Here is a 12812-nt window from a genome sequence, read left to right as displayed (position 1 = left end):
CATGCTATCGAGCAGGCCTCCCGCCGCCCAGGGGTCAGGCCGAAGTCGCGCCGCTCATCGAGCCCTCGATACCGGTGATGCGGGCCTGCTCGTCGAAGCGGAAGGTCGCCGAGCCGGACGCGTCGCTGACCACAGCGCCGGAGAAGGCCTCGTCGGTCCACTCCAGGTTCCAGCCGGCCAGGCGGGCGGCGTCCCAGACGGAGGACCGGGCATCAGGAAGGGTCAGGGTCGAGAGCATGCGGGGTGCGGCGATGACGGCATCCGCGACGGTCAGCGGAGCGAGCGGCGCGTCCAGCAGGAAGACGGCGCGCGTGCCGCCGCCGACCGGAGCGGAGTAGTACGGCGAACGCCCGGTGATCTCCACCGCGACCGAGCCGATGACATGCGTCGCCTGGGCGATCCACGAATCGACGTCCTCGCCGGCATCCTCGGGGAACGGCAGCTCGGCCTGGGTCAGCTCCGCGATGCCGTACTGCTGGCCGTAGTCGCGCAGTTGCGCGGCGACGCCCTGCGCATCGCCCTGTGGGTGAGCCCACGCCCACAGCAGCGACCGAGGGCCCGGCGCGAGCGTCGCGATCAGGTGCGGACGTGCGATGAACTGCCGCGTCGCATCGTCGTTCGCCGTGAAGGTCAGGGTGCCCGCGTTCAGGTCGGCATCCCAGCGGTGCTCGCCCAGGGCGTCGGTCGCCGTGACGAGTGCATCCTGGCGGAGCGCGGTGAACAGGGCGGCCCGATCGGCCAGGGGCTGGAGTGCGGCGAAGCTCATGGCACCAGTCTGGCCTGGGACGCTATGAATCCGCCAGTTGCGTCTGCGCCGTGAGCGGCCTGCCCATCCGCCACACGCTCGGGACGGCCAGAGTCGCGAGTGCGATGGCGGCGTAGAGGATGCCGGACACCACGAGCACGGTCGTCACGTCGGCGTGGGTGATGAGCCATCCGTACGCCAGGGTGCCGATCGGCATGACCACGAAACTGCCGAGCATGTCGTAGCTCGACACGCGCGACAGCCGGTCGATCGGGATGTTCTCCATCATGGCGACGTTCCAGCCGGTGCTGAACACCTCGTGTCCGAGGCCGGCGAGCAGGGCGGCGATCGCGAGCAGCACGACCGCCGGGTGCAGGCCGAGCATCGTGAGCGGGATGGCGAACACCGCCATGCCGATCATGCCGAGCCGCAGGGGCCGCTTCAGCGGAACCCACATGAGCACGAGCGTCATCAGGAGGATGCCGACGCCCTCGGCGCTGAGGACCCAGCCCCAGCCGGCGATGCCGAGCCGATCGTCGTTCTTGGCGATGTACGGACCTGCGACGCTCCACGCGCCGACATGGATCGCGTTCATGACCATGAAGGCCAGCACGATCGTCCACAGCCAGGTGCGGCCCCAGAACTCGTTCCAGCCGAGCCGGAGATCGTGGAACAGCGTCGAACCGCCCGTGCCGGCAGGCGGCGGCAGCTTCACGAGGGCGAGGATCGGGATCGCCGCGATCCACCCGACGGTCTGGACGATCATGGCCCACGCGGGGCCGGCCGCCGTGACCAGGATCCCGGCGATGATCGGGCCGCCGATCGTCACCGCCGATCGGACGAACGAGAGCATCGCGTTCGCCTGCTGCAGGTGCTCCGGCGTGGTCAGCTGCGGGATGATGCCCTGCATCGCGGGCATGACGAACGCCGTCGATGCGCCGGTCACGATCGACAGGAGCATGAGCAGGGGAACGGTGGCGGTGCCGGTGAACAGCAGGGTCGCCATCGCGCCGACGGACAGGATGTCGATGACGTAGCAGGTCTGGATGACGAGCGCCCGTGGCATCCGATCGGCGACGACGCCGCCGAACAGGATGAACACGATGTTGCTCACCGTGAACGCTGCGAGCACGAGCGACAGCGACCGTGCGTCGTTGTCGATCTCCAGGACCGCGAAGGCGAGGGCGATCGACGACATCGACCCGGTGATCATCGTGATCGCCCTGGCGATGAAGAACCACCGGAAACTGCGGTCCTGCATCGCGGCGAGCCCGCGGATCATCGGAGGGCTCTCGTCGGCATCCTCCCATCCTGGCATCCCGCGCCGGACGTTCGAATCGCTCTGTTCGCTCGAAATCCGACGGATCCGAGCGAACAGAGCGATTCGAAGCCCGTGGGGCGGGTCACCAGGAGGGGCGGGAGCCGGTCAGGGCCCAGGCCGCCTGCACGGCGGCGCCGAATGCGACGTACTCGCCCGGTTCCGGAACCACGACGGGAGCGTCGAAGATCTCGGCGGCGATGGCCGAGACGGCAGGGCTCTGCGCCGCACCGCCGATCAGGAGCACGCGCTCCGCGGTGACGCCGTGCTCGCGCATGGCGTCCAGCCCGAAGGCCAGGCCCTTGAGAACGCCTTCGATCGCCGCGCGTGCGAGATTCTCGCGCGTCGTCGAGGCGAGCGTCATGCCCGAAAGCGTGGCGGTGGCGTCGGGCCGGTTCGGCGTCCGCTCGCCCTCGAACCACGGCTGCAGCGAGAGGCCGTCGGCACCGGCATCCGCCGCCAGCGCCAGTCGGGAGAACTCGTCGTGATCCACGCCGAGCAGAGCAGCGGTGACGTCGAACACCCGCGCGGCGTTCAGGGTCGTGACGATCGGCAGGCGAGCGCCTGACGCGTCCGCGAACCCGGCGACCGTGCCGGTGGGGTCGACCACCGGCGCGTCGGTGACGGCGAACACCGTTCCGCTCGTGCCGATCGACACACCGACATCACCGGAGCGCGCGCCGAGCCCGAGGGCTGCCGCCGCGTTGTCTCCGGCACCCGCCGAGACGAGGAGCCCATCGGGGCCGGCGACGTGCTCGGACGGACCGAGAACGCGGGGGAGGACGACCTCGGCGGCATCGCGTCGCAGGGCGAGCGAGAGCAGCTCCCGGTCGTACTCGTCTCGCGCCGGATCGAAGTACCCCGTGCCGCTGGCATCCGAGCGATCGGTGACCAGCTCCGACAGATCGGGCCCCAGCGGCGCCTCGCCCGCGGGGCCGTAACCGCGCAGGCGCCACGTCAGCCAGTCGTGCGGGAGGGCGACGGCCGCGACGCGCGCGGCGTTGTCCGGCTCGGCATCCGCGAGCCAGCGCAGCTTCGTCACGGTGAACGACGCCACCGGCACCAGGCCGGTGCGCCGCGCGAACTCCGCGGCGCCCACCTCATCGGTGAGCGCCGCGGCGGCGTCAGCCGAGCGCGTGTCGTTCCACAGCAGGGCGTCGCGGATCACGCTGCCGTCGGCGTCGAGCGCCACGAGGCCGTGCTGCTGGCCGCCGATGCCGATAGCCGCGACATCCGTCAGCCCTCCGGCATCCGAAAGCGCAGTCTGCAGAGCCTCCCACCATGCCGATGGGGCGACCTCGGTGCCGTCGGGATGCGAAGCGCGTCCCGACCGCACCACGGCACCCGTCGAGGCATCGCGGATGACGACCTTGCAGCTCTGCGTCGAAGAATCGACTCCGGCGACCAGCGTCATCTCAGCGGGCTCCGAGCAGGTGCTCGGTGGCGAGCTGCTGCAGGCGCACGAAGCCGAAGCCCTTGCCGCCCAGGTAGGCGTTCGCGTCGAAGTCCTCGTACGCCGAGCGGTCGGCGAGGAAGTCGTCGTAGGACTCGCCCTCGTTCAGCGTCGGAGTCGACAGCTCGTCGACCTTGGCGGCTGCGAGCGCCTCCTGCACCTCGGGGTCGGCGCGGAAGGCCGCGGCACGCTCCTTGAGCAGCAGGTAGGTGCGCATGTTGGCCGCTGCCGACTCCCACACGCCCTTCTCGTCCTCGGTACGGCTCGGCTTGTAGTCGAAGTGACGGGGGCCGTCGTACGCGGGGACTCCGCCGGGGCCGCCGTTCTCGAGCAGGTCGACGAGCGAGAACGCGTTGTGCAGATCGCCGTGACCGAACACGAGGTCCTGGTCGTACTTGATGCCGCGCTGACCGTTGAGGTCGATGTGGAACAGCTTGCCGTGGAACAGCGCCTGCGCGATGCCCGCCGTGAAGTTCAGGCCGGCCATCTGCTCGTGCCCGACCTCGGGGTTGACGCCGACGAGCTCGGGACGCTCGAGGGAGTCGATGAAGGCGATCGCGTGACCCAGCGTCGGCAGGAGGATGTCGCCGCGCGGCTCGTTCGGCTTCGGCTCGATCGCGAAGCGGATGTCGTAGCCCTTGTCGGTGACGTAGTCGCCGAGGAGGTTGACGGCCTCGCGGTAGCGCTCCAGTGCCGCGCGCACGTCCTTGGCGGAGTCGTACTCGGCGCCCTCGCGGCCGCCCCACATGACGAACGTCTTGGCGCCGAGTTCGGCACCGAGGTCCAGCTGACGGAAGACCTTGCGCAGCGCGTACCGGCGAACGTCGCGGTCGTTGGAGGTGAAGCCGCCGTCCTTGAACACGGGGGCGCTGAAGAGGTTCGTGGTCACCATCGGAACGATCAGGCCGGTGTCGGCCAGTGCACCCTTCAGGCGGTCGATCTGCGTCTGGCGCTCCGCGTCGGTGGAGCCGAACGCGAACAGATCGTCATCGTGGAACGTGAGGCCGTACGCGCCGAGCTCGGCGAGCTTCTCCACGGCGTGCACGACGTCGAGGGAGGGGCGGGTCGGGCCGCCGAACGGGTCGGTTCCGTTGTAGCCGATCGTCCAGAGACCGAACGAGAACTTGTCTTCGCGGGTGGGTGTGAGTGCCATGGCGCATCGCTTTCAACGTCGGTGGTGAATTGTTGTGAGCTAGAACATATCAACCCGAAGCGCTCAGCGCAACGCGTCAGGCGGATGCCGATGCCGTCGAGCCGCGGACGATCAGCTCCGCAGGCATCCGGATGTGCTCGGCTTCACCCCCGCTGAGCATCTCCAGCAGCACGTTGACCGCCGTCGATCCCATCTCGGCGAGGGGCTGGCGGACCGTCGTGAGCTGGGGTGTGTGCGACGCGGCCTCGGGGATGTCGTCGAAGCCCACGACCGACAGATCCGCCGGGATGCGCAGCCCGCGTTCGGTCGCGACGCGCATCATCTCGATCGCAGAGAGGTCGTTCGCCGCGAAGACCGCCGTCGGACGGTCCGCCAGGTCGAGCAGCGCGCGCGCACCGGCGGTCGATGCGGCCGTGCGGTATCCGCCGTCGACGACGAGTGCGGGGTCGTAGGCGATCCCGGCCGCCGTGAGCGCCTCGCGGTACCCCCGCTCGCGCTGGTGCGCGGATTCCAGGTCCGTTCGGCCGCGGAGATGGGCGATACGTCGATGGCCCAGCGAGAGCAGGTACTCCATGGCGGCACGTGCACCCGTGACGTTCTCGACCGACACGGTCGCGGGTCCGTCCGGGCCGGTGTGCGGATCGACGGCGACCAGGGGGATCGACGACTGGGTCGGCATCGCGGTCGGCGTGACGAGGATGGCGCCGTCGATCAGGGTGCCGCCCAGGCGCGAGAGCGAGCGGCGCTCCCACCCCAGGTGGTCACCGGCCGACACGCTTCCGGCATAGGCGAGCACGTCGTAGGGGGTGTCCTGCAGGGCTGCCGAGACGCCGCGCAGCAGCTGCAGGGCGAACGGTTCGAACTCGGCGACCAGTACGCCGATCACGTTCGTCTGCCCTCGTCGCATCGACGTGGCGACCAGTGAGCTCTCGTAGCCGAGCTCGGCCACCACGCCGAGCACGTGGGCGAGCGTCGCGGCCGAGACGCCGTCGCGGCCGTTGATCGCCTTGGAGACCGTCGCGACGGAGACGCCCGCGGCGAGCGCGACGTCGGTGATGGTGGGCCGTCGGTTCATGTGGTCAGCCTAACGAATGCATCGAAAACGTTATCGATATCGTTTGACATCAGCGTGTCGACGATGTCAGAGTGGCCTCACAACACATTGGTGTGGCTGGCAACAAATAGGTTCCGCTCGCCGCACGACTCGATGAAGAGGAGAACACAGCATGAAGATGCGCAAGGCATGGGCCGCCGGTGCGGCCGTCGCAGCGCTGGGAATGCTCGGCCTGACCGGTTGCACCACCGGTGGCGGTGACGCGGGCGACAGCAGCGGCGGCGAGCTCACGATGTGGCACAACTCCACGACCGGCGACGGCAAGCAGTACTGGGAGGACGCAGCCGCGGCCTTCCACGAGGAGAACCCCGACGTCACGATCAAGGTCACCTCGATCCAGAACGAGGACATGGACGGCAAGCTGCAGACCGCCGTCAACTCCGGCGACATGCCGGACATCTTCATGGCGCGCGGCGGCGGCAAGCTCGCCGACATCGTCTCGGCCGGCAAAGTCAAGGACCTCACCGACCTCATCTCGGACGACGTGAAGTCGGCGTTCGGCGATGCATCGTTCAGCGCGTTCACCGTCGACGACAAGATCTACGGGATGCCCAGCGCCGTGCTCCCCGGTGGCATCTTCTACAGCAAGGACCTGTTCGCTCAGGCCGGCATCGAAGGCACCCCGACCACGATCGACGAGCTCGGCGACGCGGTCGACAAGCTGAAGGCCGCCGGCATCCAGCCCATCGCGCTCGGCGCCAAGGACGCGTGGCCCGCCGCGCACTGGTACTACTTCTTCGCGCTGCGCGCCTGCGGTCAGGACGTCGTCCAGAACCTCGCCACCGACCCGGACTTCACGGACGGATGCTGGCTCGAGGCCGCCGAGAACCTCGACGAGTTCGCCTCGACCGAGCCGTTCAACGAGGGCTTCCTCACCACGTCCGCCCAGGAGGGCGCCAACTCGTCCGCGGGCCTCGTGGCGAACCACCAGGCCGCCATGGAACTCATGGGTGCCTGGAACGTGGGCGTCATCGCCAGCCTCACGCCCGACCAGAAGCCGCTCGCGGATCTGGACTGGTTCCCGTTCCCCGAGGTCGAAGGCGACGGCGAGCCCGGCGCGATGATGGGTGGCGCGGACGGCTACTCGTGCTCCGCCGATTCCCCGGCTGCCTGCGAGGAATTCCTCAACTTCGTCTCGTCGAAGCAATGGCAGGAGAAGTACGCGGTCGCGTTCCAGACGATCCCGGCTTCGCAGGAGGCCACCGGTGCCGTCACCGACCCGTCGCTGGCACCGCTCATGGAGGCGTACAGCAAGGCGCCGTACGTGTCGCTGTGGCTGGACACCTCGCTCGGTCAGAACGTCGGCAACGCGCTGAACACCGGCGTCGTCGAGATGCTGGCCGGTCAGGGCGACCCGCAGAAGCTGGTCGACGGCGTCGAAGCCGCCGCGGCGAGGGGCTGATCCGAGACATGACCCATTCACAGGCGCTGACGGAGACCCCAGCGCCTGCGAGAAGCACCCGTGCCGGGACCGACCAGGTCCCGGCACGGCGATCCCCGCGGCCGGACTGGCGCAAGCGCGGCGAGATCGTGCTTCTGGCAGGCCCCGCTCTCCTGGTCTTCCTCGGCTTCGTCATCTTCCCGGTGCTGATGGCGGGGTTCTACGGCTTCTTCCGGTGGAACGGCTTCGGCTGGCCGACCGAGTTCGTCGGACTCGACAACTACGTGCTCATGCTGCAGGACGAGACGTTCCGCGAGGCCGTGCTGCACAACTTCATCATCGTGATCCTCTCGCTGGTCATGCAGGGCCCGATCGCGATCCTGTTCGCCCTGCTGCTGAATCAGAAGATCCGCGGTCGCTCCGTGATCCGCGTGCTGATCTTCGCCCCCTACGTCATCGCGGAGGTCGTGGTCGGCACGGGCTGGAGCCTGATGCTGCAGGACGCAGGCGCCCTCAACTCCCTGTTGGAGAAGATGGGCCTCGAGGCGCTGCAGCAGTCATGGATCGCCGACCCGTCCATCGCGATGTGGTCGCTGATGGTCATCATCACCTGGAAGTACATCGGCTTCGCCGTCATCCTCATGCTCGCCGGCATGCAGTCGATCCCGGAGGAGCTCTACGAGGCGGCTGCCATCGACGGCGCCGGATTCTGGCGCGCGCAGTGGAGCATCACCCTGCCGCTGCTCGGTCCGACCATCCGCATCTGGGCGTTCCTGTCGATCATCGGATCCCTGCAGCTGTTCGACCTCGTCAACATCATCTGGGGGCAGTACATCGCCGCCACGGCCGGAACCTCGACCATGGCCACGTACATGTACCAGAACGGCCATCTGGCCGGGAACTACGGCTTCGGCAACGCGGTCGCCGTGATGCTGTTCCTCATCTCGCTGGTGGTCGCCCTCGTCTATCAGCGGTTCGTGCTGCGACGCGACACCGAGGGCGCACTGACCGGAGACAGCCGAAAGGGTCGCAGGCGATGACCGACACACTCAAGACCTCCGTGGCCATCCAGGCCGTCGGCCCCCGTCGGCGACGCAGCGAGTCCGGTGTGCGCTGGGGGAGCCCCGGCGTCTACCTGCTCGCCCTCGTGCTGATCACGATCTGCGTCACCCCGCTGCTGTACATCATCATCGGCGGCTTCCGCACGAACTCGCAGATCACGAACGATCCGGCCGCCTGGCCGAGTCCGTGGGAGATCGGCAACTACACCGACGTGCTCGCCAGTAGCGAGTTCTGGACGGCGATGCTGAACTCGACGATCTCCGCGGTCGGCACCACCCTCGGCGCCGTGGTGCTGGGCGTCATGGCCAGCTACGTGATCGCGCGGTACGACTTCTCCGGCAAGGCCGTGATGTACTCCGTGTTCGCCGCCGGACTCATGTTCCCGGTGACGGTCGCGATCACGCCGCTGTATCTGCTGATCCGCAACCTCGGCCTCGTGAACAGCCTCGCGGGCATCATCCTGCCGCAGATCGCCTTCGCGCTTCCGACGACCATCATCATCCTGGTGCCGTTCCTGCGGGCGATCCCGAAGGAGCTCGAAGAGGCCGCCTCGATCGATGGCGCGTCCCGGCTGGGCTTCTTCTGGCGCATGGTGGTGCCGCTCAGCCTTCCCGGTGTGATCACCGTCGGCATCCTCGCGTTCATCGGCGCCTGGAACGGCTACATGCTCCCGCTGTTCATCCTCAACGATTCCAGCCTGTTCACCCTGCCGCTCGGCGTGCAGAACTTCGCGTCGCAGTACTCCGTCGACACGGCTCGAGTGCTCGCGTACACGTCGCTGTCGATGCTGCCGGCGCTGATCTTCTTTAGCATGTTCGAGCGGCGCATCGTCGGTGGACTGACCGGCGCGGTCAAGGGCTGAGAGACACGCACGACCCATGGAGACACCTATGACCGCGGACATCCCTGCATTCCCGACGCCGTCGGCGCGCGTCGCCGACCTGATCGGGCGGATGACGCTCGAGGAGAAGGCCGCGCAGATCGTCGGCTACTGGCTCGATCGGGGCGGCGACGTGGTCGCCCCGATGCAGAACGAGATGGCGGGGGATGCCGCAGGCGACACCCTCGCCGAGATCACCAGGCACGGGATCGGCCACTACACCAGGGTCTACGGCACCCGGCCGGTGGATGCGGCGGAGCGCGCCGCATGGCTGTGGCAGGAGCAGCGTCGACTGAAGCGCGAGACGCGCCTCGGCATCCCGGCGCTGGTGCACGAGGAGTGCCTGACCGGGCTCGCCGCGTGGAAGGCCGCCACGTTCCCGACGCCGCTGGCGTGGGGGGCCTCGTTCGACGCCGAGCTCGTCGGCGAGATGGGGGCGCTCATCGGGGAGTCGATGCGCAGTCTCGGCATCCATCAGGGTCTGGCACCGGTGCTCGACGTCGTGCGCGATCCTCGGTGGGGGCGCGTCGACGAGTGCATCGGGGAGGACCCGTACCTCGTGGGCACCGTCGGGACGGCGTTCGTGCGCGGGCTCCAGTCGTCGGGCGTGCACGCCACGCTCAAGCACTTCCTGGGGTACTCGGGCTCGCGCGCCGGCCGCAACCACGCTCCGGTCGCCGCCGGTTCGCGCGAGGTCGCCGACGTCTTCCTGCCGCCGTTCGAGATGGCGATCCGCGACGGCGGCGTCCGCAGCGTCATGAACAGTTACGCCGAGATCGACGGGATGCCGGTGGCCGCGGATGCCGATCTGCTCACCGGACTCCTGCGCGAACGGCTCGGATTCGACGGCGTCGTGGTCGCCGACTACTTCGCCGTCGCCTTCCTGGAGGTCATGCACGCCGTCGCCGCCGACCGAGCCGAGGCGGCCGAGCTCGCCCTGACCGCGGGCATCGACGTCGAGCTGCCCTCCGGCGACGCGTACCTCGAACCGCTCATCGAGCGGGTGCGGTCCGGACAGCTCGACGAGCGCTACGTCGATCGCGCGGTGATCCGCGTCCTGGCGCAGAAGGAGGAACTCGGGCTGCTGGAGCCGGATGCCTTCGAGGGCGAACCGCCGAGCGTGATCGATCTGGACACGCCGCGGCATCGGGAGGTCGCACGACGTCTCGCCGCGGAGTCCCTCGTCCTGCTGTCGAACGACGGCGCCCTCCCACTCGCACGCGGCGCGGGGCGGATCGCGCTGATCGGCCCGAACGCGGACCGAGCCGACGCGCTGCAGGGCTGCTATTCGTTCGCGAACCACGTGCTCGCGCACCACCCGGAGTACGAGATCGGCTTCGAAATCCCGACCGTGCGCGAGGCGCTCGCCGCTGCACTGCCATCGACCGAGATCATCCACGTGCACGGCGCTGATGTCGAGGGCGACGACCGGTCGGGCTTCACGGAGGCCGCGCAGGCCGCGGCGTCGGCCGACGTCGCGATCGTCGTCGTCGGCGACCAGGCCGGGTTGTTCGGCCGCGGCACCGTCGGCGAGGGCAACGACGTCGACTCCCTGGACCTCCCCGGCGTGCAGCGTGAGCTCGTGGAGACCCTCGTCGCGACGGGGACGCCGGTCGTGGTCGTGCTGATCACGGGGCGGCCGTACGCGATCGACTGGGCGCTCGACGGTGAAGGGGAGCGGCCCGCTGCGGTACTGCAGGCGTTCTTCCCCGGCGAGGCAGGCGGCACCGCGATAGCCGATGTGCTTCTCGGCGACGTGTCGCCGTCCGGGCGCCTTCCGGTGAGCCTGCCCCGGTCGTCCGGTGCGCAGCCGTACAGCTATCTTCGGCCCATCCTCGGCGGCCCGTCGGCGGTGACCGCGCTGGATTCGACGCCGCTGCGACCGTTCGGCTTCGGGCTGTCGTACACGAGCTTCGCCTACGACGCGTTCGCGGTGTCGGGCGAAGCCCGCACGGACGGCGCCTTCACGGCATCCGTCGTCGTGACGAACACGGGCCACACGGACGGAGCGGATGTCGTCCAGCTGTACGGCCGCGATGTCGCGGCGTCCCTCACCCGCCCTGTCGCGCAGCTGCTCGCCTATGCGAGGGTCGAGCTTGCGGCCGGTGAGAGCCGTACCGTGCGGTTCGAGGTGCCGGCGGCCCGCTTCGCGTTCACGAACCGGGCCATGACCCGCGTCGTCGAACCCGGTGACGTGCGCGTGTGGGTCGCGTCCCACGCCGAAGCCTCCTCCGGTGGCGAGATCGCCGACGCGACGGGGGGAGCGATCTCCAACGAGCGGGCCGCATCGCGACGCGAGATCGGGGGCATCGCGACCGAGGCGCTGCCCGTCGCGCTCGTCGGCGAGGTGCACGCGGTGACGGCGGAGGACGCGCGAATCGTGTCGGTCGAGGTCGAAGACGCGGGTGTCGTGGCCGAGCCTCGATAACCTGGGCGGATGAACGAACGAGCGACGACTGTGGAAGGCGTGCGCCGGACCAATCTCGGCGAGGTGCTGCGCCTGGTGCATCACCATGGTGCGCGCTCGCGCGCGACGATCACGGCGGACACCGGGCTGAACCGTTCGACGGTCGCCGATCTCGTGTCCGAACTCGCGACACGCGGTCTCGTCATCGAGCAGGAGCCGGACGCCACTCGGCGTGTCGGCCGGCCGTCGCCGATCGTCGCCCCGAGCCCTGATGTCGTCGCGATCGCGGTGAACCCGGAGGTCGACGCGATCGAGATCGGCGTGATCTCGCTCGGCGGGACGGTGCAGGAGCGCACGCGCGTCGCATGCGCGCAACCGCCGACGACGGCGGACGTGATCGCGGCTGTCTCACGCTTCGTGCAGGACTGGCGAGCCGGTTCTCCCGGCGCCCACATCGTCGGCGTCGGGCTCGCCGTTCCCGCGCTCGTGCGCGCCGACGACGGGATCGTGCGCCTGGCTCCGCATCTCGGCTGGCACGACGAGCCGATCGCCGAGCAGCTCGGCTCCGTGCTGGAGCTGCCCGTGCTCATCGACAACGACGCGTCCCTCGGCGCGCGCGCGGAGCGACTGTTCGGCGCCGCGCGCGAGCACCGCGACGTCGTCTACCTCAACGGCGGCGCGAGCGGCATCGGCGGCGGTCTCATCCTGGACGGTCAGCTCATCTCGGGCGCCGGGGGATACGCCGGCGAATGGGGACAGACGCGGCCGGGCATCCTGAGCGATGAGGACCGGCGCACGAAGAACGGCGTGCTCGAGGACGAGGTCAACCGTGCGCGGCTGCTGCAGGCCGCGCGGCTGGGAGCGGTCGATGACGCGGCGCTCGCGGCGGTTCTGGCCGCGACCAGCGATGCCGGAGTCGTCGCCGAGATCGACCGGCAGCGACGGATCCTGATCGCCTCGCTGGCGAACGCGGTGAACGTGCTGAACCCGTCGATCGTCGTGCTCGGCGGGTTCCTCGCGATGCTCAGGGATCGCGACACCGATGCCTTCGACGCGGATGTGCGGGCGGGGGCCCTGCAGGCGCCGGCCGAACAGGTCGAGCTGCGTGCGGCTGCGCTCGGTGCGGACCGGCTGCTGATCGGAGCCGCAGAGGCCGCGTTCGCACCGCTCCTGTCGGACCCGCTCAGCACCTCGGCTCGCTAGCTGTCCTTCCTCGTTCGTCGAGCGAGCGGAGCGAGTCGAAAACGCGGTGGATGCTGAGGGCGGTGACTGCGATTCGTCTCGGTCGGCGTCGCCGTC

10 protein-coding genes are annotated in these 12812 nt (G+C 69.3%); 5 read left to right on the top strand and 5 right to left on the bottom strand.

Translation table 11 applies throughout. The annotated features are described in order from the left end of the window. Positions 1-34 precede the first annotated feature (34 nt). The 5 genes from OED01_RS11640 to OED01_RS11620 form a co-directional block, all read right to left on the bottom strand. Positions 35-766, bottom strand: a complete 732-nt coding sequence (locus tag OED01_RS11640) for a DUF6882 domain-containing protein (protein WP_264155443.1) — start codon at positions 764-766, stop codon at positions 35-37. Positions 767-788: 22 nt separating this feature from the next. Next, positions 789-2063, bottom strand: coding sequence for an MFS transporter (locus OED01_RS11635; protein WP_264155442.1), 1275 nt, complete (start codon positions 2061-2063; stop codon positions 789-791). A gap of 85 nt (positions 2064-2148) precedes the next feature. Continuing rightward, complete coding sequence (gene xylB, locus OED01_RS11630; protein ID WP_264155441.1) at positions 2149-3477, bottom strand: xylulokinase; 1329 nt, start codon at positions 3475-3477, stop codon at positions 2149-2151. 1 nt (position 3478) lies between these two features. Beyond that, positions 3479-4669 carry a xylose isomerase gene (gene xylA, locus OED01_RS11625; protein ID WP_264155440.1) on the bottom strand — a complete coding sequence of 397 codons (1191 nt, stop codon included), beginning with the start codon at positions 4667-4669 and terminating at the stop codon, positions 3479-3481. A gap of 76 nt (positions 4670-4745) precedes the next feature. After that, complete coding sequence (locus tag OED01_RS11620; protein WP_264155439.1) at positions 4746-5744, bottom strand: LacI family DNA-binding transcriptional regulator; 999 nt, start codon at positions 5742-5744, stop codon at positions 4746-4748. A 151-nt stretch (positions 5745-5895) separates the two neighbouring features. On the opposite strand from OED01_RS11620, the gene OED01_RS11615 reads away from it, so the two are divergent. From OED01_RS11615 to OED01_RS11595, 5 genes are read left to right on the top strand one after another with little or no spacing between them, the layout of a single operon-like run. Beyond that, positions 5896-7185 carry an extracellular solute-binding protein gene (locus OED01_RS11615; protein ID WP_264155438.1) on the top strand — a complete coding sequence of 430 codons (1290 nt, stop codon included), beginning with the start codon at positions 5896-5898 and terminating at the stop codon, positions 7183-7185. Positions 7186-7193: 8 nt separating this feature from the next. Then, positions 7194-8204 (top strand): carbohydrate ABC transporter permease, encoded by a 1011-nt coding sequence (locus tag OED01_RS11610; RefSeq protein ID WP_264155437.1) that lies wholly within the window; start codon positions 7194-7196, stop codon positions 8202-8204. Next, on the top strand, positions 8201-9088 hold the full coding sequence (locus OED01_RS11605; RefSeq protein WP_264155436.1) for a carbohydrate ABC transporter permease: 888 nt from the start codon (positions 8201-8203) through the stop codon (positions 9086-9088). The genes OED01_RS11610 and OED01_RS11605 overlap by 4 nt, the downstream gene beginning before the upstream one ends. A 28-nt stretch (positions 9089-9116) precedes the next feature. Further along, the gene (locus OED01_RS11600; protein ID WP_264155435.1) at positions 9117-11534 is read left to right on the top strand and encodes a beta-xylosidase/alpha-l-arabinosidase; all 2418 of its coding nucleotides are present in this window, start codon (positions 9117-9119) and stop codon (positions 11532-11534) included. Between the two features lie 9 nt (positions 11535-11543). Continuing rightward, positions 11544-12716 (top strand): ROK family transcriptional regulator, encoded by a 1173-nt coding sequence (locus OED01_RS11595; RefSeq protein ID WP_264155434.1) that lies wholly within the window; start codon positions 11544-11546, stop codon positions 12714-12716. The last annotated feature ends 96 nt before the right edge of the window (positions 12717-12812 follow it).

It is taken from the genome of Microbacterium sp. M28 (genome assembly GCF_025836995.1).
Lineage (GTDB): Bacteria > Actinomycetota > Actinomycetes > Actinomycetales > Microbacteriaceae > Microbacterium.
Note: the sequence above shows the minus strand (reverse complement) of the source record. Positions and strands in the feature narration are given on the sequence as shown.